This window comes from Nocardia sp. JCM 34519.1 (genome assembly GCF_020361265.1).
GTDB lineage: Bacteria > Actinomycetota > Actinomycetes > Mycobacteriales > Mycobacteriaceae > Nocardia > Nocardia arthritidis_A.
Map to the genome: position 1 here is coordinate 496,558 of NZ_JAIRBR010000004.1, position 25,669 is coordinate 522,226.

A 25,669-nucleotide genomic window follows, 5' to 3' on the forward strand; every position below is an offset into this window, starting at 1 on the left:
TTCAGTCGGGAACGGTCCAGAAGGCGAGTTCGTGGCGCATACCCGCCGCGAACAGCGCCTCCGCCCGGGCCGGATCCGGGTTCGCCTCGTCCAGCATCTGGGCGCAGCGGCGGGCGAGGGCGGCGAAGGCCGGGTCGGCGTAGGTGTCGACCCACCGGCGGTAGCGCGGGTCGGCCGGTGGGTTGCGCGCGAGGATCGCGCCGAGCGTCGAATAGCCCCACATACACGGGTACAGGGCGGCCAGGCCGTCGGAGTAGTCGGCAGCGGATTCGAGCAGGAAGGCCGTATATTCCTGGCACGGTTGGTCTTTGGTCGCACCGTCCAGGTCGGCGCCGAATTCCGCGGCCAGCGAACGATGTAGCGTCAGCTCGTCGTGAAAAGTGGCGTGCGCCAAGTCGACCAGATCGCCGAGGTGCGCGGCGGGCGCCTGCCAGGCCAGCCTGCTGAACACCCGCACGTAGTCGAGCAGGAACAGGTAATCCTGTTCCAGCCACGACCGGAACACCCGCTCGGGTAGATCCCCGCGCGCGATCCCGGCCACCGTCGGGTGCGCGAGTTGCGCATCGATCAGCGGAAGACCCGCCGCCTCCAGCCGTGCGGCGAGACTCACTGGTGGGTGGTGCGCGTCGGACGCAGCACGAGGATCACACGGCGTTCGTGGTCACCTACCGGCGGTTGATATTCGAGCCCGTAGCGGCGCGCCAGCACATCGAAGAATTCGCCGTCGGGATCCGCATCGATGGATTCGATCACGCCGCGCACCTCCAGGTAGCGGTACGGCTGATCCGGATCGTTGATGCTGATCGCGACGTGCGGATTCGCCTTGGTATTGATCGCCTTGCGGCGATCGGTCGTGGTGGTGAAGCGCAGATGCGTGCCGTCCCAGATCTGCCATACCGGGGTGACCTGCGGGGTGCCGTCGAGGTTGAGCGTGGCCAGATGACCGTAGAGCGGGCGGGTCAGCAGATCGATGTGGCTTTCCGGGATGACGCTGTCATTCATGCTCGGCAGCCTAGTGAGCGCTGTCGGCGTAGCCGTTTTCAGGCTGCGCATGGGAGAGCGGATGCGAGGTGCGCCTGATGGGCGTTGTCGGCGTAGCCGTACTTAGACCGCGCACGGCGGGAGTGAATACGGAGGCATTTCGCGGGCCTCGCGAATCTGCATTTCGCGAGCCTCTGTCATGCATGCCTCGGTGGGTTTGATGCGGGCTTCCGCCTCCTTTGGCGCCAGATGGATGCTGTCGGCGAAGCCATCCACAGACCGCGCACGGCCGAGCCAAGGCGGGGGTATGCCTATGCGGGTGCCCGAACCGCGCTGCGGCCCGGGCGGGTTCGTGCAGAATGCTGGGGTGTGCTGGGTAGACGGCTCTTCGGGCACTGTGCTGATGAGCGTGCGGTGTCCGAACCGATGATGTGCGGCTCAGCGGGTACATGCGAGATGGCGTCGTGAACGATCGTGGGAGGTGGGTGCCGACGATGCGGAACGGGAAATTTGGTTCGGTCGCCGATGCGGCGGTCGGGCTCGCGGCGCTGGGGGTTGGCGAGGCGGTGGCGGCCGTCGGCGGCGATTCGCTGATCGACACGGTCGGCCGGGCGCTTATCGATGCCGCGCCGACTCCGGTCGTGGAGGCGACTGTCGCATTGTCGGGGCGGTACGACAAGGAGGTCACGCGGATCGGGGTCGGGGCGGGCGCGGTGGCTGCCGCGGTCGGCTTGACGGTGTTGCCGGAGCGGATTCGGTTGCTGGGTGCCGCGGTGTTCGGGGCGGGTGCCGCAGCATTGGCGACGCGGCGGGCGACACGGTCCGGTGCGGCGTTCACCGGTGCGATCGCGTCCGCGGGTGTACTCGGATTGGGGATGCGCGGGCGTTCCGTTGCGCGGGGCGGTTCCGCCGAGTTGTCCGGCTCGGCCGGTTCGCTGTTGGTCGAATCGCTCGGCGGTTCGGCGGAACTTCTTGGTGGCGTTGCCGATTCACGCCGTCGATGGCCCCGCACCATGTCGTATGCGGCGGCCGGTGTTGGTCTGCTCGCGGTTGCCCAGCGGGCGCAACGGGCGCGGGATCACAAGCAGGAGCAGTTGATTCGCGCGGTCGGGCCGATGGGCGCGCTCGGCGTCGTCCCCGAGGACGGGCTGGAGGACGAGCCGGGTCTGCCCGCGCTGTACACGGCGAACGAGCGCTTCTACGTCGCGGATGTGAACCTGCGCCCGCCGCGGCTGGATCCGAACCGCTGGCGGCTCGCCGTCACCGGTATGGTCGCCCACCCGCTGCGCCTGTCGCTCAACGAATTGGCTTTGGACGCCGTCGAATTCGATGCGGTGATGGTGTGCGTGCACAATCGTCCCGGGCAGGGCCGGGTCGGTAACGCGCGCTGGTTCGGTGTGCCGCTCACCGAACTGCTCGCACACGCGCTGCCCGACGACAAAGCCACCCGGCTGGTGACCAAGGCGGTCGACGGCTACACGATCTCGTTGCCGTTGGAACCGCTGCGCACCGGCGAATGGCCCGGCTATCTGGTGATCGGTATGAACGGCGCGCCGCTGCCGCCCGAGCACGGATTCCCGGCCAGGGTGATCGTTCCCGGCAGTTACGGCCAGTACACGGGCGCGAAATGGCTTACCGGGCTGGAGATCACGGACGACAGCCAGGTCGACTACTGGTGGCGGCGCGGCTGGCCCCATGGACCGCTGTGGATTTCGCCGCAGGCCCGCATCGATGTCGCCGCACCCGGCCGGATCGCCGCGGGCACGACGACCATGGCCGGTGTCGCGTGGGCGCCGCCGAACGGCGTCGCGCGGGTGGAGCTGCGCGTAGGCGAAGGGGACTGGCTGACAGCCGATCTCGGTGCCGAGCTGGCACCGGCGGCGTGGCGGCGCTGGCGAATCACGCTGCCGCTGCCGCCCGGCGAACATGTCGTCCAGGCCCGTGCGGTCGGCAACGACGGCCAGGTGCAGGAGGGAGCTGCGCGCCCGCCGTTCCCGAACGGACCCGCTGGCTACCACACTCTTACGGTGCGGGTCTGAACGCTCATATCGCGACGATCGGCTCCTGGAATTCGGTCACCCAACCGCTCGGATCCTCGGTGAACTCGAGGGTGACCTCCCGCGGCGCGCCGAGCGAACGGTAGCCGTTGGACTCGATCCACAAGCCAAGTGCCTGAACGGGTTCCAGCGCGTTGTCCATGCTGCCGTGGTGCACGATGGTGGCCGCCTGTATCTCCGGGAGATCGGTGATCGTGACGTCCGGCACCTCACCCGGCTCCGGCGCCTCACCCGGCGCGATATGCACCGGCATACCGGCGTGCACGACGACGCTGCCGTCCGGATTCGGCTCGTAGTAGGCGATACCTGGGCCGACGGGCATGGTCCGCGCCGCCTCCAGGCGTTTGTAGAGTTCGCCGAAAAGCGGCCTGATCACCGGGCCGATCGCGGCCGGCTCGAAACCGTCAGCAACCGCACTCAATTCGGCGACCCGCACTGCCGCAACGGTTTTCACGACCACATCGTGATCGGGCATGATGCCCTCCTGTTCGATCACCCGAAGCCTCGATTCGACCTGGACGAGCCGTGCCCGATCGCCCGCGATGCGCTGCTCGAGTTCGGCCCGGCGCAGCGTGAGCATGGCGCGCAGCTCGGCGGCGCCCACCTTCTCGTCCAGGATCCGGCCGACCTGTTCCAGCGTGAAGCCCAGATCCTTCAGTGCGACAATGCGATTGAGCCTGGCCAACTGCGCGGCCTGGTAATAGCGGTAGCCGCTCACCGCATCGACCCGCACCGGGCGCAGCAGCCCGATCGCGTCATAGTGACGCAGCATGCGGACCGATACCCGTCCGTGTCTGGCGAAGTCTCCGATACTCAACATGACGGTCTCCGGTTTAGGGGCTCACACGGTGTGAGAGTCAAGGATCGAGGAGCGATTCGATCGGGGGGGTGATCGGGTGGCGGATGGGTGGGCAAGCAGGTGTTCAGAATCGTCCGCCGCGACCGATCCGGCGGGAACCTTGTGAGCCGCCGTACGAGGCCGCGCCGTAGTCGCCGGTGGGTCCGGAGCGGTAGGCGGTGCCCGCGCCGCGCAGCAGTCCATCGATGAGGATGCCGCCGAGTACCGCCCCGGCCTGGGCGGTCCCGGACGGTGGCTGCGCGGCCGCCCAGGCACGGACGCTGGCCTGTGCCGAGGCGAGGGCGCGTCCGCCGAGGTCGGCGGCGGTTCGAGCGTGGGTGATGGCCTGTTGCGGATCGGTCGATGCGAGCCGGCGGGCCAGATCGAGGTTGCGCTGCGCCTCGGACAGCCGGGTGCGTGCCTCGGCATCGATGCCGCCGCGGCGAGTGGTGATGTAATCGGCAGCGGCGTTCACCCGGGCGCCCGCATCGGTGAGCGCGTGTTCGAGCCTGCGCCGCAAATCCTCGGCGGCGAGCTTGCGATCGGTGGCGGCGGCCACGGCGCGGTCGAGTTCGCCATCGGCGGCGACCGCATCGTGGAAGGCGGTGAGCGGATCGATCGCCGCCTTCGCGGCCGCCGCAGCCAACGCGTCCTGCGCGGCGCCGACCGCAGCGGCGAGTTCCGCCCCACCATAGTCGGAAAGCCCGGTGGCTTCGGCAATTTCGCGGCGCAGCCCGTCGAGCGCGGCCGGTATGCCCGCGCGGGCCTGCTCGATATCAGCCGCAAACCCGTCGACCGCGTCGAGCAGCGAATTCGCCTGCCCGACAGCGGCTTCCGCAGCGCGAATAGCGCCGACCGCAGCGCCCTGTTCGCCCACCGGGCGGGCAAGTGCGGCACGCCCGGCGTCTATGTTCTGCTCCGCGAAGGCGATCCGCTCGCGCGCCATACTGATGTTGTCCGCGATAGGGGCAAGCGCCTCGGCAGGATACGCGGGTGCCTGATGCGGCGGCCCGGGCTGGCGGAGGGCGGGGACGGACGCCCGTTCGTCGGCGAACGCCTCGGACTGGGGTTCGTCCCGGTACTGGCTGGGGGCGGACGTCCGCTCGTCGGTGAGTGCCCTGGATTGGGGTTCGGCCGGGCGCTGGCTGGCGATGGACGTTCGCCCGATGGCGAGTGTCCTGGGTTGGGGTTCGGCTCGGCGGAGGTCGGGAGAGGACTTCGGCTCGTTGGCGAGTGCTTCGGGTGGGGGCTCGGCTCGGCGCTGGCTCGGGACGGCTTCGTTGAGGGTGCCGGTGAGCCTCGTCCATTCGGCCTCGGAGGCGGGTATTCGGCCGGTGAGTGCGACCAAATCGCGGGTGAGCGCGTCGAGGCGTGCGGGGCCGTCGATGAGTAGGTTGCGCATCGTGTCGAATTCGGTTACCTGGGCATCGAGTTCGCGGTCGGCGCGACCGACTGTGCCCAGCAGGTCCACCAGCAGGGCGCGCTGTTCGTCGGGGGTTTCCGGGATTTCGTCGTCGAGTCGCTGACGGATCGAAAATGCTTTGGCGGCGGCATCTTTCGCGTGATCGAGGGCGGTGCGGAACGGTGCGGCCGCGATTGCGCCGAATTCGCCTGCCGCCAGCTCCAATTCCTCGGAGCTGGTGCGGATCGCGTTGTCCAACTCCACCAATGCCTCACGTGATCTGGCGTGCAGCGCGTCCAGCGGCAGCGCGGCGAGGGCGACGCTGTCGTCCGGATTCACCCTGCGGGCCGCCGCCAGTTCGGCGCGGGCCCGGTCCCGGCTGCGATGACGCGAATAGAGCGCGAAGCCCGCGATTGCGGCCGCGATCACCGCACCCACGATGAGCAGGGCGCCCGCGCTGATGGTGCGCCCGCGCAGTTCGGTATCGATGCGGTTGGCGGTGACGACACCGGCGTCGGCCCATCGCCCGTCCCGCAGCGCGGGCTCCACCTGGCCGACCAGCAGGTCGCTGAGATCGGAATCCGTTATGCTGCTGGGTAATTCGCCGTAGAACCAGTAGTCCCGATCCTGGGTCGCGACGGCGAGCAGCAGATCGCGATTGCCGAATCCGGATTTGCGCGCGGTCTGCTCGGCCCAGTTCTGCGGGCCGAGTCCGGCGAAATCGCGGACGTAGACGATCCACAGGCGCAACTGCTGATCGGCGTACAGGTTGTCGACGGCGCCGCGGACCCGGTCGAGCTGTGCGCTGTCGAGGGCCTGTGCCGAATCGACGACGTAGGTGCCCAACCGCACCGGCGGTTCGGCCGACGCCACCGGCGCGCCCAGCATGGCGGCACCGGCGACCAGAACGCTCAACGCCGCCGATACGGACCGGCGAGCGCGACGATTCCGCGCGGACATGGCACGAATCTAGCGCCCGTTCGGGTGCCGGATGGCGAAGCCCGTCGTCACGCGAGGGACTCGAATAGCATCGACGGGGTGATCACCATCGACCGCCCGTACACCGGTCACGTATCGCCTGGTTCGAATGCGCAGCAGCGCGATCTGCCCGGCGCCAGGATCGTCAAACTGTCCGTCGGACGGATGGACAACAACTGCTATCTCATCCAGGACACCGATTCGGGTGCGGCGCTGCTCATCGACGCCGCCAACGAGCCGGATCGCCTGGCCGAGCTGGTGGTGCAGGAGGCGCCCGGACAGGTCCGCCTGATCGTCACCACCCACCAACATCTGGACCACTGGTTCGCGCTCAAGGAGACGGCCGCCGCCACCGGCGCGCCGACCGCCGCGCACGCACTCGACGCCGAGCCCCTTTCGGTTCAGCCCGCACGGCTGCTGGCCGACGGGGACGTCATCGAGATCGGCGCGCTGCGCTTCGACGTCATCCACCTGGTGGGTCATACGCCTGGTTCGGTGGCGCTGGCCTATACCGACGCCGACGGCCGGACCCACCTGTTCACCGGTGACTCGCTATTCCCCGGCGGGGTCGGGAAGACGCAGAATCCGGCCGATTTCGATTCGCTGTACCGGGACGTGACGACGAAGCTGTTCGACCGCTACGGCGACGATACGGTGGTCTACCCGGGCCACGGCGACGACACCACGCTCGGCGCCGAGCGTCCGCATTTGGGCGAATGGCGCGAACGCGGTTGGTAGCCAACGCGATCAGGGCCGGCGCGGCGGGTTGAGGCTTTCGAACATCCGCTCGTAGCTGTCCGCGCCGTGCCCGTTCGCGATTTGCCGATCGATGAGATTGCGCACCGCGCCGATGATGTCGAGGTCGACCCCGGCGTCGCGGCTGGCGGCGACGATCGCGTCCAGCGCCGCTTTGGCGAACCGCAGATCCTGCACCGGCCGCGTGTAATCGCCGCTGTCGAAACGTTTTCCGGCCCTCGGCAGGTTGAATGTCATGGCGGGCAGGAAGTTCGCGGCGCGGCGCGCGAAATCCTCGGCCGACATGCCGACCGAGCGGACCATGGCCGCACCGTGATACACCCCGGCGAACATCGAGTACATCGCGGCCAGCAGCGCGAAATCGACCGTGGACGCGTAACCCGGGTCTTCGCCGAAGTACTCGGTCGTGCCGAGCACCTCCAAAACCGTTCGCAGCTCGTCGAATACGCGTTGGGAACCGCTGTAGTAGATGGCGGCGACGGGCTGCCCGATGAGGTTCGGGGTGGCCATGATGCCGCCGTCGAGATATTCGATACCGTTGGCCGCGGCCCAATTCGCGAGTTCGCGGGCCTCTTCGGGACGGGTGCTGGTGAGGTTCACCAGGATTCGGCCGCTCAGGTCGGCGGCCACCGGATCCAAGGTCTCGTGCACCGAGTTATGGTCGAACAGACAGGCGACGACCACCTCGCTCGCCTCGATGGCCGCGGCGAGGTCGGGTGCACCGTGCGCGCCCGCCGCGACCAGCTCGCTGTCCTTGCCGGGGGTGCGATTCCACACCGTCGTCGGGTATCCCGCCCGCAGGAAGGTCGCGGCGAGCGCCGCGCCCATCGCGCCGAGGCCGAGTACCGAGATGCGCGGGGAATCCGCCATTGTTCACTCCTTGGTGGGGTTGGCCGGAGATCCGGCTGGATGGATTCGGCGCCGAATTCGATACTTGTCGCCGCACTCCATTTGGAGCAAGTACCTACTAATTTGTTCAATACTCACCATTTGGTAAGTGTTGGTTGCCACCCGAGATGCTTCGGTGCCGAGACCGACCTGGCAGACTTGGGGAGTGGATTCGGCACTGCAGCGCAGCCCATCGGCCGGGCACACCGGCCTCTCGCGCGGCGTCGGCGCCGGATTGGCGCGCTGGACGCGGCGGCTGCTCGCCGGTGCCGTTCTCATGGCGGTGGTGCTGGTCGGCGGGACCGCGTTCCGGGTCTGGCAAGTCGCCCGCGTCGACGACTACACCAAGGCCGACGCCATCGTCGTGCTCGGCGCCGCGCAGTATTCGGGCACCCCGTCATCGGTATTCGAGGCGCGACTCGACCAGGCGTACAAGCTCTTCCGGCTCGGCGTCGCGCCGAAGGTGATCACCGTCGGCGGCAAACAGGAGGGCGACCTCTACACCGAGGCCGCCTCGGGCAAGAACTATCTGCAAAACCGTGGCATACCCGGGGACAAGATCCTCGCCGTCGAAACCGGATCGGACACCCTGCGCAGTATCGAGGCCGTCGCGGTGGCGATGGAGGCGCGCGATATGTCCTCAGCGGTGCTGGTGAGCGATCCGTGGCATTCGCTGCGCACCCGCACCATGATGCGCGACCAGGGCGTGTCGGCGTGGACCGCGCCGACCCGCACCGGCCCCGCGGTCTACACCAGGGAATCGCAGGCGCACGGAATCGCCAGGGAGACCGGCGCTTTGCTGTGGTACCGGCTCACCCACTTCTCGGCGGACTTCAAATACACAGCGGGGCAGTGAGTTTCGATGAGCGGGCGCTATACCGAGCACGACACCGAACGCATGGTGCTGGAATCTCCGAAGACGGCGGGTCTCGGTTCGCCCACCATCGAGGCCGAAATCGGGCACCGCACCGAATTCTCCAGGGACCGTGCGCGTGTCCTGCATTCGGCGGCGCTGCGCAGGCTCGCCGACAAAACCCAGGTGATGGGTCCGCGCGACGGTGACACCCCGCGCACCCGGCTCACCCACTCGATCGAGGTCGCCCAGATCGGCCGCAGCATCGCCGATGGGCTCGGCTGCGATCCGGACCTGGCCGACCTGGCCGGGCTCGCCCACGACATCGGGCATCCGCCATACGGGCACAACGGCGAACGGGCGCTGGACGAATTCGCCGACGCCTACGGCGGATTCGAGGGCAACGCGCAGAATCTGCGCATCCTCACCCGGCTCGAACCGAAGGTGCTCGACATCGACGGCACCAGCGCGGGCCTCAACCTGACCCGCGCCGCACTGGACGCCGCGCTCAAATATCCATGGGGCAGAACGGGTTCCGGCACCAAATTCGGGGCATACGAGATCGACGCCGACCGCATCGACTGGGTGCGCAAGGGCGCGCCGGACCGCAGGCGCAGCCTGGAATGCCAGATCATGGACTGGTCCGACGACGTCGCCTACTCGGTGCACGACGTGGAGGACGGGGTGATCGCGGGCCGGATCGAATTGCGCGCCCTGGCCGATCGTTCCGAGCAGGACGCGCTCGCCGAACTGGGTCACCGGCAGCATCCCACGCTCGCGGTGGACGAATTGGTCGCTGCCGCACAACGACTTTCGGAACTGCCCGTGGTGGCGGGCGTCGCGGTATACGACGGCAGCTTCGCCGGTTCGGTCGCGCTGAAACGGCTCACCAGCGAGCTCGTCGGGCGCTTCGCCACCGCCGCCATCACGGCCACGAGGCGGGTCGCCGGACCGGAACCGCTCACCCGGTACGCCGCCGATCTGCAGATACCGCGCATCGTGGCCGCCGAGGTTGCCATGCTGAAAACCGTTGCCTTGCGATACGTCATGTCGGATCCGGAACACAAACTCCGGCAGGCGGCCCAGCGTGCGCGGATTCACGCCGTCGCGACGCGGTTGCTGGCGGACGCGCCGCATGGTTTGGATCCGGTGCTGCTGCCGTGGTGGGATGCCGCGGCGGATGATCAGGCGCGGGTCCGGGTGATCGTCGATCAGATCGCCTCGTACACCGAGAGCAGGTTGGAGCGCATCGCGGCGGCATTGGGGGAGTGATCCGCGATCAGCACGCGACGACTGATTTCGCAAGCACATGGGTAACTCACCGGGGACGGGCTAACCCGACCCATTACGTTCCGCCAGCCGCCAACGTGAATCTCGCGGCACTCGGTCTGGCCGAAAAACACGGAGAGGCGGACTAGCCTGGCCAAAAAACACGGGGAGGCGGAACCGCTAGACTCGCTGCGTGGCTGGACGACTCCCTGACCGCGATATCGCGGCGATACGCGACCGCGTCCGGATCGAGGACGTGGTGGGGGAGTACGTCGCCCTGAAACGGGCCGGCGCGGACTCGATGAAGGGTCTGTGCCCGTTCCACGACGAGAAATCGCCGTCGTTCCATGTGCGGCCCAACCACGGCCTTTTCCACTGCTTCGGTTGCGGTGAGGGCGGGGATGTCTACAAATTCCTGCAGAAGATCGAGCACATCGGCTTCGTCGAAGCGGTCGAGCAGATGGCCGACCGGATCGGCTACCAGATCAACTACGAGGGCGGCGGCACCTCGGTGCAGCGCGACCGCGGTACCAGGGCCCGCCTGGTCGCCGCCAACGCCGCGGCGCACGAGTTCTATATGGCGCGGCTGCGCGAGTCCGAAGCCGAGGCGGCCCGCAAATACTTGACCGACCGCAATTTCGACGGCAACGCCGCACAGCAGTTCGGCTGCGGTTACGCGCCCGACGGCTGGGACACCCTCACCAAACATCTGCTGCGCAAGGGCTTCGACTTCAAGGAGTTGGAGGCGGCGGGCCTGTCCAAACAGGGCAAGCGCGGCCCGATCGACCGGTTCCACCGGCGGTTGCTGTGGCCGATCCGCAACCTCGGCGGCGAGGTGATCGGCTTCGGCGCGCGCAAACTGTTCGATGACGACACCATGCCGGGGAAATACGTCAACACACCGGAAACGGTGCTGTACAAGAAGTCTCAGGTGCTGTTCGGGCTGGATCACGCCAAACGCGAGATCGCCAAGGGGCACCAGGCGGTGGTGGTGGAGGGCTACACCGATGTGATGGCGATGCACCTGGCCGGCGTGAAAACCGCGGTGGCGTCCTGCGGTACGGCCTTCGGCGAGGAACATATGGCGATCCTGCGCCGCCTGCTGATGGACGACAATTTCTGGCGCGGCGAGATCATCTACACCTTCGACGGCGACGCCGCCGGGCAGGCCGCGGCGCTGAAAGCCTTTGCGGGCGACCAGAGATTGGCGGGCCAAACCTATATCGCGATCGCACCCGACGGCCAGGACCCGTGCGAACTACGCCAGCGCTCCGGTGACGGCGCCGTACGCGATCTGGTCGCGCGGCGAACCCCGCTGTACGAGTTCGTGATTCGCGGCCTGCTCGCCGACCACAACCTGGATACCGCGGAGGGACAGGTCGAGGCGCTGCGGCGCGCGGTGCCGGTGGTCGCGCAGATCAAGGACAATGCGCTGCGCAAGGCGTACGCCACCAAACTCGCGGGCTGGGTCGGCTGGGACGATATCCAGACCGTGGTGCGCCGGGTCGGCGAGGAGGCGCGCCGCAATCGGAACGGCGTGCAGCGCAACGGATCCGGCCGCGCCCCCGGCACCGCGGTGAACGAGGCGGCCACCGCCTCACACGCCGAACGCCCGGCCGCGCGGCCGAGCCCCAACGACCCGAGCCTGCTCCCGCAACGCCAAGTGCTGTGTGCCGCACTGCAATACCCGGCCATCGCCGGTGCGGCATTCGACGCGCTCGAGCCGGAGGCGTTCACCCACCCCGCATATGTGACGGTGCGCACACTCATCGGCGCGGCGGGCGGCACCTCCGCCGGACTCGGCGGCGCCGAATGGGTCAACGCGGTCGCCGACCACACCGACGACCTGGTGATGCGCGCATTCGTCTCCGAATTGGCCGGAGAGCCGCTGCCGGTGAAATCCGCCGACGACATCCCCCGCTTCGTCACCGGCGTGCTGGCGCGCGCCCAGGAGTCCTGGGTCGGGCGCCAGATCGCCGAGCTGAAGTCCAAGCTGCAGCGCGTGTCCTCCACCGAACAGTCGGAGGCGTATATGGCGCTGTTCGGGGATCTCGTCGCGCTGGAGCAGTACCGGAAGAGCCTGCTGAAGCAGGCGATGGGCAACTCCGACGATTTCGCGCAGAGCCCATAGCGGTTCGGCCCGGTATCGGGCCGAACCGTATCTACTACCCGGGATCAGCGGCGCAGCTGGTCCTGCGGCACCAGCAGCGTGGTGCGCTCATCGATCGGCTGCATCGGCTCCAGCTTGGGGCGCGTGCTGAGCTTGTCCGACAGCCGCTGGCGGCCCAGGAGTACGAGCTTGCGGGTCACCGGACTTTCCGTCACGGCGCGCGTCGCGGCACTGATCTGCTCATAGCGGGCCCGCCCGGCCTTACTTCCGAGCACATAGCCTGCCGCTATGCCGATGATCAACCGCAGCATCTCGATACGCTCCTCCCAGTTGCCAATTCGCGGCTCCCATCCTGCCCGACGCCACCGACACATGTCGATCCGGCCACCCCTTCGGCCACCCCGACCCACCCCCACATGTGAGCTGGTAGAGACACGATTTGGGAACGCGCGTACCGATACGCTAAAGTTTCTTCTCGGCCGCCGGAGACGGCAGCCAGGGAAACAATCCCCTATAGCTCAATTGGCAGAGCAGCCGACTGTTAATCGGCAGGTTTCTGGTTCGAGTCCAGATGGGGGAGCAGAATAGGCCCCTGACCAGCAAGTTAGCTTGCACGGTCGGGGGCCGAATTCGTGTTCAAGCCCGGAAAGTCGCAACTAAGTCGCACAAAAGTCCGGGCACGTCCATTTCCGTCGTGATCTTCGTCGTCGGCGTTATCGGGACCGAGGACCGCCCGGTGCATGGCCGCCGCCGCGTGGTGATGCACCTTCCCGCGAGCCATGTACTTGCGTTGTGTCATCGCCGGATCGGCATGTTGCAGAATGTCGGCGATCACTCGCGCCGACAACCCGAGGTCGTCAAGGACCAATGCGACCAACTTGCGAAGTGCGTACGGGCTCAAGTCATCCGGAAGGCCCAGCGCCTCGCGGACCCGCTGCCATTGGTGATTCACGTTCACCGGATCGCGCAACGTCCACTCGAACGACGGAAAGATCAGGTCGGCAGGATGGCATGCCAGCTGCGGGTCGTACTTATCCGGCGGAGGATTCTCCCGCTTCCGCTCCTGCAATTTCTCCCAGCGCCGATCCAAGATCTCGACCGCGTAATCCGGAAGCGCAATAGTGCCCTGCGGATTCTTCGGGTCGTTGTCCTTGATCACCCGCACCAGGCCCTTGCCCTTCACCCGGATCACTTTGCCGACCGTTTGAATCGTCTTCTTCTTGCTGTTGTAGAACGGCCATGCCAGGCCGAGCACCTGACTCGGTCGTTGCCCGATGGCACTCATGATCGCGATCAGGTCCGCCAAATCGGCATCCTCGCAATACTCGGCCACGGTCGGCGGCGTGTAAGACCGTATGCCTCTACGCTGTTCGGCCTTAGTGAGCTTGCGCGGGCACGGCACCGTCGACCAGTACACCGACGCCAGGATGAACCGCAGATCCTCGACCTCGATACTCGCGGCGCCACCGGTACGGCCCCTCGGCGTGACATTCTGCGGAATCTCTGCCTCCCGCACCGGATTCACATCCAACGGCCCCTTTCGGACGGCGTAGCGGAACATGCCCGACATCATCGATCGGGCGTTGAGCATCGAGCCGCGGCCGTGATTCTCGGCCACCACCTCCAGGAACGCCTCCGCGGTACTGGTCTTGAACTCCTCCGGGACGATCCGCCGATACCCGCACTCCGCGATCAGCATCTCCGCCCACCGGTCATACAGCCGCAGGGTGCCCTCGGCCCGCCCCATCTTCACCAGATACTCGCGGTAGGACTGCCACAACTGCACCACGGTGGTGCTGGTCGTCAGCTCACCGCCCGTATCGGGTGCCAGCACCGCAGCAGCCGCCCGCACAGCCGCTTCCGCGCGCTTCCCGTCCTTGTCCGGAATCCGGCGGCCGAGACTGTCACACCGTTCGGGAGAAACACGAGTCACCCGCCGGCGCTTACCGGTTCGATCGCGAACCAGCGTATCGGCCTCCCAATGGCCAGGACTCAGCTCCGTCAACCGCACCGAACCCGACACACCCATCGGACGTGGTGGCCGACCAGTTCTAGCCACACCGGCCGCCGTGGTCTACCCGAAGCTCCTCCATCACCCTTGCCAAAGCCTCAGCATCCCACAGCAATTCGCGCCCCCGACGCTTCGGTGAGGGCAACTCGAATGGCGCCGTACCCGTGCGATGCCACCGGCGCAGCACCTCCGGATGACAGCAGACGATCCGGGCAGCCGCATTCGTCTTCACCCACCGGGCACTCGTCGTATCCATGACCCCTGTCCTCCCCTCATGCCGCAGTGGGCATTGCTGAATCTTCTTGTGCTGCTTGCCGTTCGGCCTGTGCCGCTTTGGCTTGTGCCCATTGGTTGGCCCATGTGGACCGTTGGGCGATGGCGGCGAGGATGAGGTGATCGCGAGGTGGTGCCTGCGGGTCACCGGGTTCAACCGGCATCACCTGATATCGGCTGGTGTCGGGTTTCTCGATGCCTGCCTCGGCGAGGAGTTGCCGAACGAATTCGGCGCGGTCGGCCTTGTGATCCGGGAGGGTTTTCCCGGTCCAGCGGCGCGAGACCAGGACACGACGGCCGCGGATGCCGAGGGTGTTGCGGCGGTGGGCTTTGCCCTTGCAGCGGCCCGGTTGGGTCTTGTGGGTGGCTTTGCGGGGCACGATGCCGTAGCGCAGCCACACCGGGCAGTTCGGTGAGCACGGCGTGACCTGGAGTTCCTGATGTAACCGGGTGTAATGGTCAGCGGCACGCTGAGACTGGGGTTCAACGATTTCACCGATGGACTTCACCAGGTACTTGGTGAGATAGCCGATATGGCGGCCAGCTTCCTCGGTGCCGCCGAGGATGCCTTTGGAGTCGATCTGAGCGCCGAACCGGATGGTGTGGGCAGGCTCGAGCTCGTCCACGGTGTCCATCACCGCCATGACCTCATCGAAGGACGGCAGCCGTTGCCCGGTGCCCGGGTCTACGAACGTGTTCATCTTTTCGTCGAAATCCCACACCGGCATGTGACCGGACTCGTATCTCGGCTGGTCGAAGTGAGGCCACCACAAGTGGCGGTAGGTGGCTTCGGTGACTTGCCGAATCACCTTGTGCGGGATCGCGGTCCGCAGGGCGATATGGATGTGCGGGGCGCCGCGGCGCTGGGGTTCGACGGTGGCGAAGTACTGAACGTCGTAGCCCAGGCAGCGGCGCAGGTTCTGGATCCACCGATCGAACAGGGCCGGGAAGCCGATGATGTCGCGGGCCGCTTGGGTGTAGTCGTAGGTGTCCGGGTCGACCGGCGAACCATCCGAACACACCTTGCCCTGAACGTCTTTCGCGCCACCGGCGTTGATGCGGCCATAGGAGGGCATGGTCAAGGTGACGAACATCGAGTACCGGTACTTGCCCGCGAACAACCCGCCGATCGTGGTCTTGGCGACCTTGCGTCGCGGCAGGTCCGGCACGTCCTGGCGCCGTTTGGTGGAGCGTTTCCGTTTCGGTTTGGGTGCCGGTTCCAGCGGAGGGAGGCTTTGCCGAATTCCTGTCGCGCGGAGTTCGGCGTCGAGTTCGGCGATCTCGGCGCGGGCCGCGGCCATCACCTCCTCATCGCCAGCCTGCTTGCCTGCCTGGTAGTCAGCGACCAGGTCGGCTCGCCGGGTGAGTAATTCGGTTTGCTGTTCGGTCGGTTCGAGGGTGATGTCGACCGGTTCGGTTTCGACGTGCCAGCCTTCGCGGCATTGCTGGATCCGCAGTAGCCGGGCACGGGCCGCGCAGGCCGGGCAATCCGATTCGAGCGTCGATTTGCACGGCGCGGCAACGTATTCGGTGTTCCCGGTCACCACGTCGACCACCATCATCGGAATCGGCCGACGGCACACCCCGAACTTGTCGGCCGCACCCTGAGCGATCTCGTAGAACGAGGGACGGGCACGCCGATCCGCCGCTGTCTCCCGGTGAGTGGATTCGCCTGTCCCGTAAGCGGTCCCATTATCCTGCTGTCCAGCAGAGCCGCCTTCGAGGACGGTGAAGTCGTCGCCGTTCACACGGCCTCCTTTCCGTTCTGATTCCAGGTCGAGTTGCCGGGCAGCGACTTGGGCTGGTGCGGCAGGGCGATCGGTTCGGCGAGCGCGTCGCGGTGGCGGAACAGCAGTTCCACGGTGCCGGGGCCGATGATGGTGGCACGGCAGTCCAGGGCGCCGAACGCGTGAGCCAAAGCGGCAGTGCGGTTTTCGTAGTCGGCGGGGCATTGACCGGCCAGCATCTTGGCCTGTACCCGGTCGGTAGCATCCCCGATATCAACCTTGCGCAGCGGTGGGCACGCCACCAGTACGCCGCTCTCCCGGATGGTGAGGTGGCAGGCGTCGAGGAGTGTGGTCCAGCGTCGTCGGTAGCGCCACCAGGTCAGGAATCGGGTGCGTGCCCGCTGGGTGACCAGCCGCTCGAACATCTGCGGACGCTTCCAGCGCCACAGCATGATCCCCGCGGCCGACACCCCGGCAACCGCGACTCCGGCCCACCAGCCAACCAGTAACCAGGCGGTCGCGGCCAGCCCGATCGGGATCGAGATCATGGGGAACAGCACCGCCCACCAGGCTGTGACCGCCACGGCGATCAGCAGCGACCACACAAGTTGCATCAGCAGCTCCATGAGGTCAGCGAGCATATCGCCGAACATGTCATTGCTGGTGTGAGATCCGTTGGTGTGCTGGGTATTTCGTGTCCTGGTCATGCCGCCACCGCCGACATATCGTGCCCGAGCGCTTCGGCGAGGGCGGAAACCAGATCGCGTGCGGCGGGCGGGGTGACCGCGTTCCCGGCTTGCCGGACCTGTTCGCGACGGTTGCCAAGGATCACGTATTGGGTGTCGAAGGCCATGGCGCGGGCGATCTCGCGGGGTTCGAGCATCCGGAATTCGCAGTCGGCCACGTTCTCCGACATGGTGGCCAGGCCGTGGTGGTTGCCTGCCGCCGCGATGGTGTCGAGGGGTTCGCTCACCGGTTTGGCGGTGTTGTGGTTGCGCAGCGGTACTACGAAGACGTGCCGGTCCAGCGTGGTGAGGGCACCGTGTGGCTGGGTGACCGGGCGGGCGGCGCCGTTGCGGTAGGACGGGACCAGCAGGGCGGTTTCGCTGCGTGTCGTCATGGTGCGCATCGGCTCGGCCGCCGGGCGAGCGGTGAGACCGTCGCGGCCTTCCACCGGGATCAGCAGGGCATCGTTCTCGGTGGTAGTGCGGGTCGCCATCGGCAGGCTCAGCGGTGCCGCGCTATCACGACGGGTGCCACCGGTAGGCACCAACAACGCAGGATCAGCGGCGAAACGCTCCAAACCAGCCTTGATTCGTGCGATCGTCTTGTCCGCCAACGGTTTACAGCGATCACCGATGCGTTCCCCGCGTAGGCTCCAGTCGATCGCGGTCGCCGCGGGAAGCCACGCCGGTTCGACGATGCTGTTGCGGCAGGCCACTTTCGGGCAGCGCCACATGTATTGGGCGCGGTAGCGACCCCAGCGGCGGACCGGGTTCTTCCAGGCTTGCACCGCGGCGATTTCCCGGTCGCATCCGGGGCACCAGGCGCGCGGACGAGTCCAGCGGTCGAAGTCCGGGGCGAGATCCCCAGCACGCCAGGCGACGACGTAGAGGCGGTCACGCGATTGCGGGGCCGGATCACCGCAGGCTTGGGCGTGCATGCTGTTGAGGTAGACGACGTGGTAGCGGTAGCCGAGCAGTTCCAGGGCTTGCAGCCATGCCGGCCACATCACCCACTTCGCGGCGTCGACCACGTTTTCCACGATGATGCCGCGGTAGCAGTGGTGTTCGGCGAAACGCACCACATCCCACATCGTGGCCCGCGACCGCTCGGCCGCCTCGCTGGGCAGGATCTCCCCGAACAGGTCCGGTTGCGAATCGGCGGCACGTGAACGTCCCCGCGCCACACTGTGATTGGTGCAGCTCGGCGATGCCCACAGCAGGTCTGTGCGCGGGAACAACCGCGGATCGACCTGGGAGATATCGACGCAGGCGTGATCGGTGGTCGGATGGTTGCTGTGGTGGGTTTCAACGGCGAGCCGCCAGTGATTGACAGCCATCCGCACCGCGACACCCGGCACCGCGATAGCTCCGGTGCTGGAACCACCCGCACCGCAAAATAAATCGGTCAATGTCAACATCATCGGTCCTTCTCCGGAGCGAACAGGCTCAGCTGCCCCGGGCAATCTCCACGGGGCACGTCCTTCGGCTTAGGTTGGCGAGCCTTGGCACGGCCGACTTGTTCGGCAGCCTTGGCCACAATCGGATTGACCTGCCGTGCAGTGTCTTTCGTCTCGTTCTCGTTGATTTCAATGTGTTCACTCATCAGACCGACCCCACATCACGGATGACATCGCCAGGTCCGCGCAACGGTTTTCCGCATGCGGCACAGGGCTTGGCTATGGTGATAGCCGTGGCGAGATCTTCGAGATATCGGCGGCAGCGGTCGCAGATCGCGGCCAGCTCCATCGAATCGCCGTGCAGGTGAATCGATGCGACCCAGCGAGCCGGATACGGGCACGGTTCGCCCTTGAACCGCAGATCGCACTCCGGCCGCAGACCGGCGTCAGCGACCATGGCGAAGAACTCGGCCGCATCTGCTGCAATTGGATTACTTTGCCGCGCAGTGTCTTTCGTCATGCCGCCCACGCCTCCGGTTCGTCGTCGGGTGCCAGGACGCCGGTCAAGCCGCGGCGTTCGGCCCACTGCCGCAACCAGATCCGGTCGTCCAAGTCGATATCGGTGTCATAGCTGTTGGGGTTGATACGTCGTGTCATCACCGGTTCACCTCCCAAGCGAACATCCCGCAGCGCGTGCACATCTCGTCCGAAGCCCAGTGATGACAACCTGTTTCTTCGCACGCGGTGACCGCCGTGCAGCCGTCGCAATGCACCAGGTCGCCGTCGACGCGCCATCCGGTCGATTCGATTCGGCGGACAATCTCGCTATCGTCCAGTCCGCCGAAGCACACTGGAATGCCTTCCATCTCCGGGTCGCCCGCGTGCCACGGTTCGCCGCAGCCGTGGCAGTAGATGAGGGTGTGGGTTTCGGTCACGAAGCCCGCTTTCATCACCGCGCCCCCTCATCGAAAAGGTAAGAAGGCAGCAGGATTTCCGCGTAGGCGCGCACCGCGGCCGGATCACGCCGCGACCGATACCGCCGATCGTCGATGACGAAACAGGCATCGACCGTGGACAACTCCCCTTGCAGGAACTCCTCCACCACCTTGACCGCCTCCTCCGAACCGATCAGCCGCAGCCGTACGACGTTGTTCATGCCGACACCTCCCTCGTAGCCAATTCGCTGACTGGACAGGCGAGTTCGGCGAAGAACCACACCTGAGTGCCGTCGTTGTCGCGGTAGACGCGTCGCTGGTGCGAGGCAAAGCAGTCACCGAACTTCTCGGCCAGCAGGCTGCGCAACTCATCGGCGATCACCTCGATTTCGGCGGGAGCGCCGGACAGCCTCAGTGACATCTGCACCCCGTTCATGCCGCCACCGCCATTCCGTCGTCGTCACCATCGGTATCCGGGTCGATGACCAAGGGTTTGGGTTCGATGGCGTAGGTGTCGACGATCGCGTCGATATCGTCATCGGTGACCAAGAACGACCGCACCCGGATGATCTGGGTGGAGCCGTCCCGCTCCACGAACGCGACACCCGGTGTCTTGTCAGAGATCTCCGCGCAGCGCGCACCCCGGTTGGCGGCGCCCTGGCCGAGGATCATGGTCGTCTGTCCCGGCTCGTCCAACCGCAGACCAACCCGATAGGGGAACAACTGGCGTTGCGGCACAGTGTCTTTCGACGGATCGATCACGGTTTCGATCACCGAGAACCCCGGAGCACGCCCCTGCGACAACAGCAGCCCGTGCAGCTCCTCGAACTTCTCGCGATCCTTACGATTGGCGAACGCCGACAAGGTCGCCGCCTCATCGATGAACACGATCACCAGCGGTTCCTCCGGAGTCGGGTAATGCTTGCGAATCCCCTTCGCGCGCAATCGTTGTGCGCGTTCGTGCATCTCGTTGACCGCTTCCTGGAGCAGCGCGAGCATTTCCGTGGTGTCGGTGCAGGCGAACCGAACGAAGAACTTGTCTTCACCGCGGCCGAACTCCATTCCGCCCTTCGGGTCCAGCACCCACAGATCGACCAACCCGGCTTTAATCGCGGGGCCGAGCGCGGCGAACAGCGACCACACCATCGACGACTTTCCCGATCCGGTGGCGCCGCCGAGCAGGATGTGGTTCCACAGCACCGGCACCAGCCAGTACTCACCGTCTTCGGTAATGCCGACCGGGATCGCTTCCAGGTCCGGGACCGCCGTCGCGAGGTCCACGCCGTTGTGGACCGCCACCGGCACCGTTGCCGGGACAGCGAGCGTGTCGTACACGCGCACCTCGAGACGGACGAACCCCGGATTCGGGCGCGACGCCGTAACAGTCGGCACCGCAAAGGAATCCGCGAGAGCAGCCAAGGTGTCCAGGTTGTTCCAGTCCTTCAGCGATTGGCCGGCGGCCATAAGGAACTCGGCCGTGATGCCGTGCGGGCCGTATTCCCACCACTCCAGCGCGGGGAACCCGTCCCGGACCGACCCCAACCCCACTCGGTCCAGCAGCAGCGCCAGCGCATACGGGTTCATCAGGGTTCCCACCGCCGGGCGCAGTTCCGGTGGCGCCTCAGCGATGATGTCGGCCACGGTCGGCTCCTTGGGCGTGCGGTGCCACGGGGCGGGCAGCAGCCACGCACCGAACGCGAGACCACCGGCGAGCGGGACAACGGTAGTGAGCAGCGACATCACGCCACCTCCAGCGGGGCGAAGGCCAGCGCAACCGAATGCTCGGCCAGCAAACCCGGCAGCACCTCGGACAAGGCGCGGGCATCGGTCACGGTGAGCCGGATTTCGGTGCCGCCCACCAGGAACGACACCCTGGCATCCGCCTCGGCAGGCCGGAACAGTGACGCCGCAACGTATTTCACGTTCCGCAGATCACCGCAGACAGGATTGTTGGTGTTCGTCGGGATCATCACCGACCGCCCTTCCGGTTCGATTCATCGCAGAACATGACGCAATCGGGTGAAGGCGCAGCAGCTGTGGATGCCGGTCCGGCCTTCGGGGTGGTGTCGTCGCAGTTCATCAGGCAGCCCATGCCGGAGTACGACGGCGGAACAGGGGCGTGGTCGCAGAGCATCACACAGCCATCCGCGTGTGTACTGGTCTGGTGGGCCACCAGGTGCGGCGCACGGTCGACGGTCAGCGTCAGCACGCCCATGGCGACAGCGGCCACCGGAACTGCCAGCAGCGCGGCATAGCCGGGTCGGGTGGATGGGAAAGGGGAAGCAGGAACAGGCATCACCGCACCTCCTGAGCGGTAACAACTTTGATCGGTGAAACGAGTTGGCACGGCGAAACAGGTTGTTTCCCTTGTGTTTCCGCGCGTGCGTCGAGGGCGTCCTGGACAGCGCCGGACAGCACGCCCAGCACCGCCAACGCGTCGTCGGTGGTCATGGTCAGGTGGACCACGGCCGCGAAACCGCGCTCTTGGTGCAAGGTCAGTGACACCTCGCCGTCCGGGCCACGGTCGCCGCGGAATTGGGCGAATGCTTCGCAGGTGGTGCGCGTGAGACCGCTGTCGGTGGACACGTGGACTCGGTGAAAGTCGAACGCGCGAGCCGGTTTCCAGTACCCGCGTTGCGGTGTGGTCGCATCCATCACGCAGGCACCCCCTCCAGCGGCAGCATCTCCGCCTGCACCGGCCACGCCGCACGCACTCGACGAACCGAAGGCGTGGGCATCGGCTGCGCAGCAGGCTCGACGGGCGCCGGATCGGGAACCGGGTCCAGCTCAGCCACCGCAGCAACAGGCTCGGTCACCGGCTCCTCTTCAGTGGCTGGTGCCGAATTCCGTTGTGCCGCACGGAACAGCACCGCAAGACCGTGCGTGTCGACCAACAGCCCGATCGGGGCGATAGCCGCAACCACCGCACACGCCCACGCCGGAAGCGGCCGACCGGCAGCAACCGCGTGCAGGCTGTTGCCCGCCACCGACACCACCGCACCCGCGATCAGCACGCGGGCGAAGAACAGTCGTTCCGGCGACTTGGCCAGCACCAGCGCTCCGATGGTCGCCTGCACGATCGTGCCGTCGATGATCAACGGGAACAGCCACGCATCCGAGTCCGGAATATGCGCCAGCACAGCCAAATCCCGCAGGGTAGCGAAACTCAGGCGGAACGCGGCAGCGCCGACGCCCACGATCACCAGGACCGCGAACCCCCGCGCTGCCAACATTCCCCGCTCACGGGTGAGCATTACGCGCCTTCTCCCCACGCGGCACGTGCCACCGCGGCCCGAAGCTCATCGATGACATTCACCGCCTCCGCGGGCGTCAGCTTCGCCATCTCCGATCCGATGCTGATGAGCACCGACTCCATCTCGGCCGAGTAGAAGACATCAACCGAATCGTTGGCCCGGATCTTCATCACGCCACCGCCTTCTCGGCGGCCAGCCGTTCCGCAGCGTCGTGCAGCATGAGAATCTGCGGCAGCACCGACGCCAGGGTCCGAGCATTCTCGATAGACAGGTGCAGATGCGCGCTACTGCTACCGCGGGTCTCCTCCTCCAAGTCGATCCACACCGATGCAGGGACACGGGTGCCGTATTCGGTCACCCAAGCTGGCTGATACTCAGCCTTCACATCATCAAAACTGGTGCTGGACACGGTCATCCACGACGACATGACGATCACGCAGCCTTCTCGTTACGAGCCGGACGAGCCGCACCCGGGTTCGCCGGAGGCTGCTTGGCGCCCGAGTTGTCACCCTTGATGCCCGTCGCGAAATACGAATAGACCAGCTTCGGGAAGTCACCGGCCTTGGTCGCACGAGGCTGGACCATCAGGCCCTCCAGCTCCACCTCGCGCACCCGCCGCCCCTCCGGCGGGATCGGCTGCACCGGAGCCAGGAACACCAGGTCGATACCGGTTTCGCTGCCCCGCACGTCATCCGAGTAATCGATGAGCCTGGCCTTCCACATCAGAAGACCCGTCTCCTTATCAACGTCCTGCTCGGTCGTGTACTGCCGACGCCGCTCGTTGAACACGAACACCTTCTCGATCTCACCGACCAACCCCGCACCCTCCGGAAAAGCCACCTCGAACGGAACCGGGAACCGCTGACCCCTCTTAATTGCCATCGCCTGAACTCCTTGTGTCAGTTGTGATTTCGTGTACTGGCCACCAACCGTGGCTCTCAGCCCACTCAGAATCTCTCGACAGATAGGGACGCGAAAACCCCGAAAAAGGGACACTTAGGGACACATGAAGGCGTACTATGTCCCTATGGCAAATGAACGCCTCCGGGGAGCAATGGCCGCTGCCAACTTCAGCAAAAATGGCCTCGCCGAGGCGGTAGACGTAGGAATGAAAACCGTTGAGCGGTGGCTCACTCAGGACCGATGCCCGCATCCTGGAATGCGCTTGAAGGTTGCACGTGTGCTCGGATGCGAAGAGACGTACCTGTGGCCTGAACTGCTATCCGGCACGCGATCAGCTGCCGCATCGCTCTCCGAAATCGTCCAGATATGGCCGACCCGTTCAGAAGTGCCACACGATGTCTGGCGCTCCCTCATGCGCCAGGCAACCAAGCAGCTCGAAATACTCGTCTATGCGGGCGGCTTCCTGGTCGAATCGCTCGACTTCGTGAACGTTGTTCGCGCGAAATCTAATGAAGGTGCTGAGATACGAATTCTATTGGGAGACAGCGACTCTGAAAACGTCCGGGCACGGTCACGCGAGGAAGGCTTGCCATCGCTCCCTCAACGGTGCCACTCGACTCTTGAATACCTTTGGGAGACAGCGCATCTCCCCCGAGTAGATATCAGAACCCATCACACGCCGCTATACAACAGCATCTATCGCTTCGATGATTCGATGTTGGTCAACACTCATAGCTACGGCGCCTATGCGGCGAAATCGCCTGTTCAGCACCTCCAGCAAGTACCTGGAGGTCACCTGTTCAGCTACTATCGCGACTCCTTCGAGGCAGTCTGGGCGACGGCTAGACCAGCAGTACTCTAGGGCGTATGGGACGACGAATCGACTACCACGACGACCCCAACGCGCCCGCTGCCAACAGCGTCCGCCCCAGCGCCGGCGCCTTCGTTCGGCGCGATGGTTCCGTTCTTCTCATCTGCCGATCGGATAACGGAAACTGGTCAATGCCTGGCGGTGCTCACGACCCTGGAGAGTCGCTCAGCCGCACAGCTGTACGGGAAACCGAAGAGGAAACCGGCGTACAGGTCCACTTAACTGGCATCGTCGGCATTTTTACGAACCCAGCACACGTAATCCACTACACGAGCAATGATGAAGTGAGGCAGGAATTTACAGTCATATACCGTGCCGAGCCAGTTAGCGGCGAACCAACCCCGAGCAGCGAAAGCACTCAAGTCGAATGGGTTCCGATCGATCGATTGCCTGAACTTAAAATGGACCCAAGCCAGCGGAAGCGCATCGATTGGGCATTGGCCAATAGCGAGCCCTACATCGATCCAGAAGCGCGCTGAACAGCCGCTCGTAGCAACGGCTCAGCTCGGTCTATGGCCGTGTGGACGATGCTACCTTTCTCGTATCGGCTCCGAATTTCCGACAAACGCTCATCAAAAGTGAATGTTTCGCCATTCGGGCCTGTCGTCATATCCGCCCACCATACGAGGTCATTGGCCTGCGCAATTCCGGGCACGTCCAGCGTCTGGAAGGGATCGAAGAGTGCACGGTCCAGTTCGCGCACCTCGGCCTCAACGACGCTAGCCGAGTGGAATGCAACGATATGACAAACGCAATCGGGGTAGCCGCGCTCGCGAAGCAAGTTAGCGCCATCAATTGGATGAAACCCGATGACCGGATGCCCATAGCCAACATCATGCAAATATGCAGCAGAGATGGTCATCGATCGAATTTCGACTGGTAAAGAATCGGCCATGCTTTCCACTTTCCTGCCCACTTCAATCGAATGCGCGCGCCGTGCATCGGTAAGCGACGAAAGTAGTTCGACCATTTCGGATTCCATCGGCCCCATCTTACATTAAGGAATACAACTCATTCCCGCCGGGCGGTGGCATGCCGATATTTCACGTCGACACTGCCTCAACGCTTGGGGTATCCTCGGCATGTCACGAGAGTGATGCTGGCGGTGGGACGCCGGAGGCAACCGACGCCCCACCTGAGATGGGGTTAGCTAACCCGCCTCAACCAGCGGACCAGCAAGAGCGCTCCGGCGACTACGGCACAGCCTGCAAGCACGATGCCGTAATCGACCGGAGCCTTGCTCTTTTTCCGGCGATGTTTCGCCATCCCTACCACCTCCTCCCTGGGCGCGGTGTGTGGACCACGTCCACCGCCCCTCGGCCGGAGGTGTCATCACCTTACGCCACCGCAGCGACAGAACCCGCTGCCTTGCAACATCTTTCGCAACATCGGGCGAAAAGTTCTCGAACTTGCGCCGACGCGCGGCCGGGCCGAGTCTCCA

At 65.7% G+C, this 25,669-nt stretch carries 32 protein-coding genes and 1 tRNA gene; 8 read left to right on the forward strand and 25 right to left on the reverse strand.

All coding sequences use genetic code 11. The annotated features are described in order from the left end of the window. Nucleotide 1 precedes the first annotated feature (1 nt). Nucleotides 2–610: a TenA family protein gene (locus LGY53_RS14400; RefSeq protein ID WP_225727170.1), complete on the reverse strand. Its 609-nt coding sequence runs from the start codon at nt 608–610 to the stop codon at nt 2–4. Next, nucleotides 607–1,002 carry a PPOX class F420-dependent oxidoreductase gene (locus LGY53_RS14405; protein WP_167473396.1) on the reverse strand — a complete coding sequence of 132 codons (396 nt, stop codon included), beginning with the start codon at nt 1,000–1,002 and terminating at the stop codon, nt 607–609. The genes LGY53_RS14400 and LGY53_RS14405 overlap by 4 nt, the downstream gene beginning before the upstream one ends. Nucleotides 1,003–1,475: 473 nt before the next feature. On the opposite strand from LGY53_RS14405, the gene LGY53_RS14410 reads away from it, so the two are divergent. Then, on the forward strand, nt 1,476–3,020 hold the full coding sequence (locus tag LGY53_RS14410) for a molybdopterin-dependent oxidoreductase (protein WP_225727171.1): 1,545 nt from the start codon (nt 1,476–1,478) through the stop codon (nt 3,018–3,020). A 4-nt stretch (nt 3,021–3,024) separates the two neighbouring features. On the opposite strand, the gene LGY53_RS14415 is transcribed toward LGY53_RS14410, so the two are convergent. Both LGY53_RS14415 and LGY53_RS14420 read right to left on the reverse strand, forming a co-directional pair. Beyond that, nucleotides 3,025–3,858: a MerR family transcriptional regulator gene (locus tag LGY53_RS14415; RefSeq protein WP_225727172.1), complete on the reverse strand. Its 834-nt coding sequence runs from the start codon at nt 3,856–3,858 to the stop codon at nt 3,025–3,027. A 103-nt stretch (nt 3,859–3,961) separates the two neighbouring features. Then, entirely contained in the window at nt 3,962–6,238 is a 2,277-nt protein-coding gene (locus LGY53_RS14420) for a TPM domain-containing protein (protein WP_225727173.1), read from the reverse strand. 78 nt (nt 6,239–6,316) lie between these two features. Here LGY53_RS14420 and LGY53_RS14425 point away from each other — a divergent pair, with 78 nt between their 5' ends. Continuing rightward, nucleotides 6,317–6,994: an MBL fold metallo-hydrolase gene (locus tag LGY53_RS14425; protein WP_225727174.1), complete on the forward strand. Its 678-nt coding sequence runs from the start codon at nt 6,317–6,319 to the stop codon at nt 6,992–6,994. A 9-nt stretch (nt 6,995–7,003) separates the two neighbouring features. Here LGY53_RS14425 and LGY53_RS14430 read toward each other — a convergent pair whose 3' ends face one another. Beyond that, complete coding sequence (locus LGY53_RS14430; protein ID WP_225727175.1) at nt 7,004–7,882, reverse strand: NAD(P)-dependent oxidoreductase; 879 nt, start codon at nt 7,880–7,882, stop codon at nt 7,004–7,006. 295 nt (nt 7,883–8,177) lie between these two features. Between LGY53_RS14430 and LGY53_RS14435 the strand changes: the two genes are divergently transcribed. The 3 genes from LGY53_RS14435 to dnaG all read left to right on the forward strand — a co-directional run bounded on the left by LGY53_RS14435 (nt 8,178) and on the right by dnaG (nt 12,153). Beyond that, on the forward strand, nt 8,178–8,756 hold the full coding sequence (locus LGY53_RS14435; protein WP_167479152.1) for a YdcF family protein: 579 nt from the start codon (nt 8,178–8,180) through the stop codon (nt 8,754–8,756). A gap of 6 nt (nt 8,757–8,762) precedes the next feature. Next, nucleotides 8,763–10,025: a deoxyguanosinetriphosphate triphosphohydrolase gene (locus LGY53_RS14440; RefSeq protein ID WP_225727176.1), complete on the forward strand. Its 1,263-nt coding sequence runs from the start codon at nt 8,763–8,765 to the stop codon at nt 10,023–10,025. 190 nt (nt 10,026–10,215) lie between these two features. Beyond that, the gene (dnaG, locus tag LGY53_RS14445; protein ID WP_225727177.1) at nt 10,216–12,153 is read left to right on the forward strand and encodes a DNA primase; all 1,938 of its coding nucleotides are present in this window, start codon (nt 10,216–10,218) and stop codon (nt 12,151–12,153) included. Between the two features lie 44 nt (nt 12,154–12,197). Here the strand turns inward: dnaG and LGY53_RS14450 are convergent, their stop codons facing one another. Next, complete coding sequence (locus LGY53_RS14450; RefSeq protein WP_167473403.1) at nt 12,198–12,443, reverse strand: hypothetical protein; 246 nt, start codon at nt 12,441–12,443, stop codon at nt 12,198–12,200. 196 nt (nt 12,444–12,639) lie between these two features. Here LGY53_RS14450 and LGY53_RS14455 point away from each other — a divergent pair. Next, a tRNA-Asn gene (locus LGY53_RS14455) sits at nt 12,640–12,712 on the forward strand. A 24-nt stretch (nt 12,713–12,736) separates the two neighbouring features. Here LGY53_RS14455 and xerC read toward each other — a convergent pair. The 18 genes from xerC to LGY53_RS14545 all read right to left on the reverse strand — a co-directional run bounded on the left by xerC (nt 12,737) and on the right by LGY53_RS14545 (nt 23,336). Continuing rightward, nucleotides 12,737–13,984: a tyrosine-type recombinase/integrase gene (gene xerC / locus LGY53_RS14460; protein WP_225727178.1), complete on the reverse strand. Its 1,248-nt coding sequence runs from the start codon at nt 13,982–13,984 to the stop codon at nt 12,737–12,739. 431 nt (nt 13,985–14,415) lie between these two features. After that, nucleotides 14,416–16,164 (reverse strand): helitron helicase-like domain-containing protein, encoded by a 1,749-nt coding sequence (locus tag LGY53_RS14465; RefSeq protein WP_225727179.1) that lies wholly within the window; start codon nt 16,162–16,164, stop codon nt 14,416–14,418. Further along, the gene (locus LGY53_RS14470) at nt 16,161–16,850 is read right to left on the reverse strand and encodes a hypothetical protein (RefSeq protein ID WP_225727180.1); all 690 of its coding nucleotides are present in this window, start codon (nt 16,848–16,850) and stop codon (nt 16,161–16,163) included. The genes LGY53_RS14465 and LGY53_RS14470 overlap by 4 nt, the downstream gene beginning before the upstream one ends. Further along, nucleotides 16,847–18,286: a DNA cytosine methyltransferase gene (locus LGY53_RS14475; RefSeq protein WP_255663768.1), complete on the reverse strand. Its 1,440-nt coding sequence runs from the start codon at nt 18,284–18,286 to the stop codon at nt 16,847–16,849. The genes LGY53_RS14470 and LGY53_RS14475 overlap by 4 nt, the downstream gene beginning before the upstream one ends. Continuing rightward, nucleotides 18,286–18,471: a hypothetical protein gene (locus tag LGY53_RS14480; protein WP_225727182.1), complete on the reverse strand. Its 186-nt coding sequence runs from the start codon at nt 18,469–18,471 to the stop codon at nt 18,286–18,288. Before LGY53_RS14480 ends, LGY53_RS14475 begins: the two co-directional genes overlap by 1 nt. Further along, nucleotides 18,471–18,794, reverse strand: a complete 324-nt coding sequence (locus LGY53_RS14485; protein ID WP_225727183.1) for a hypothetical protein — start codon at nt 18,792–18,794, stop codon at nt 18,471–18,473. The genes LGY53_RS14480 and LGY53_RS14485 overlap by 1 nt, the downstream gene beginning before the upstream one ends. Next, nucleotides 18,782–18,922, reverse strand: a complete 141-nt coding sequence (locus LGY53_RS14490; RefSeq protein ID WP_225727184.1) for a hypothetical protein — start codon at nt 18,920–18,922, stop codon at nt 18,782–18,784. The genes LGY53_RS14485 and LGY53_RS14490 overlap by 13 nt, the downstream gene beginning before the upstream one ends. After that, nucleotides 18,922–19,215: a hypothetical protein gene (locus LGY53_RS14495; RefSeq protein ID WP_225727185.1), complete on the reverse strand. Its 294-nt coding sequence runs from the start codon at nt 19,213–19,215 to the stop codon at nt 18,922–18,924. The genes LGY53_RS14490 and LGY53_RS14495 overlap by 1 nt, the downstream gene beginning before the upstream one ends. Further along, entirely contained in the window at nt 19,215–19,421 is a 207-nt protein-coding gene (locus LGY53_RS14500) for a hypothetical protein (RefSeq protein ID WP_225727186.1), read from the reverse strand. The genes LGY53_RS14495 and LGY53_RS14500 overlap by 1 nt, the downstream gene beginning before the upstream one ends. Then, the gene (locus LGY53_RS14505; RefSeq protein ID WP_225727187.1) at nt 19,418–19,621 is read right to left on the reverse strand and encodes a hypothetical protein; all 204 of its coding nucleotides are present in this window, start codon (nt 19,619–19,621) and stop codon (nt 19,418–19,420) included. The genes LGY53_RS14500 and LGY53_RS14505 overlap by 4 nt, the downstream gene beginning before the upstream one ends. Nucleotides 19,622–19,632: 11 nt before the next feature. Further along, nucleotides 19,633–20,940, reverse strand: coding sequence for an FtsK/SpoIIIE domain-containing protein (locus LGY53_RS14510; RefSeq protein WP_225727188.1), 1,308 nt, complete (start codon nt 20,938–20,940; stop codon nt 19,633–19,635). Continuing rightward, complete coding sequence (locus tag LGY53_RS14515; RefSeq protein WP_225727189.1) at nt 20,940–21,170, reverse strand: hypothetical protein; 231 nt, start codon at nt 21,168–21,170, stop codon at nt 20,940–20,942. Before LGY53_RS14515 ends, LGY53_RS14510 begins: the two co-directional genes overlap by 1 nt. Beyond that, entirely contained in the window at nt 21,170–21,496 is a 327-nt protein-coding gene (locus tag LGY53_RS14520) for a hypothetical protein (RefSeq protein WP_225727190.1), read from the reverse strand. Before LGY53_RS14520 ends, LGY53_RS14515 begins: the two co-directional genes overlap by 1 nt. After that, nucleotides 21,496–21,786 carry a hypothetical protein gene (locus LGY53_RS14525; protein WP_225727191.1) on the reverse strand — a complete coding sequence of 97 codons (291 nt, stop codon included), beginning with the start codon at nt 21,784–21,786 and terminating at the stop codon, nt 21,496–21,498. The genes LGY53_RS14520 and LGY53_RS14525 overlap by 1 nt, the downstream gene beginning before the upstream one ends. Nucleotides 21,787–21,854: 68 nt before the next feature. Next, a complete protein-coding gene (locus tag LGY53_RS14530; RefSeq protein WP_225727192.1) occupies nt 21,855–22,454 on the reverse strand; it encodes a DUF2637 domain-containing protein in 600 nt (199 codons plus the stop codon). Next, on the reverse strand, nt 22,454–22,627 hold the full coding sequence (locus LGY53_RS14535; RefSeq protein WP_225727193.1) for a hypothetical protein: 174 nt from the start codon (nt 22,625–22,627) through the stop codon (nt 22,454–22,456). The genes LGY53_RS14530 and LGY53_RS14535 overlap by 1 nt, the downstream gene beginning before the upstream one ends. Further along, complete coding sequence (locus LGY53_RS14540; RefSeq protein WP_225727194.1) at nt 22,624–22,890, reverse strand: hypothetical protein; 267 nt, start codon at nt 22,888–22,890, stop codon at nt 22,624–22,626. The genes LGY53_RS14535 and LGY53_RS14540 overlap by 4 nt, the downstream gene beginning before the upstream one ends. Then, entirely contained in the window at nt 22,887–23,336 is a 450-nt protein-coding gene (locus LGY53_RS14545) for a hypothetical protein (RefSeq protein WP_225727195.1), read from the reverse strand. Before LGY53_RS14545 ends, LGY53_RS14540 begins: the two co-directional genes overlap by 4 nt. A gap of 145 nt (nt 23,337–23,481) precedes the next feature. Between LGY53_RS14545 and LGY53_RS14550 the strand changes: the two genes are divergently transcribed. Together LGY53_RS14550 and LGY53_RS14555 are read left to right on the forward strand one after the other, a co-directional pair. Continuing rightward, entirely contained in the window at nt 23,482–24,219 is a 738-nt protein-coding gene (locus LGY53_RS14550) for a helix-turn-helix transcriptional regulator (protein ID WP_225727196.1), read from the forward strand. Between the two features lie 5 nt (nt 24,220–24,224). Beyond that, a complete protein-coding gene (locus LGY53_RS14555) occupies nt 24,225–24,707 on the forward strand; it encodes an NUDIX hydrolase (protein ID WP_225727197.1) in 483 nt (160 codons plus the stop codon). Here the strand turns inward: LGY53_RS14555 and LGY53_RS14560 are convergent. Continuing rightward, nucleotides 24,683–25,210 (reverse strand): HD domain-containing protein, encoded by a 528-nt coding sequence (locus LGY53_RS14560; protein ID WP_225727198.1) that lies wholly within the window; start codon nt 25,208–25,210, stop codon nt 24,683–24,685. The two genes, LGY53_RS14555 and LGY53_RS14560, sit on opposite strands and share 25 nt — an antisense overlap. Nucleotides 25,211–25,669: the final 459 nt, after the last annotated feature.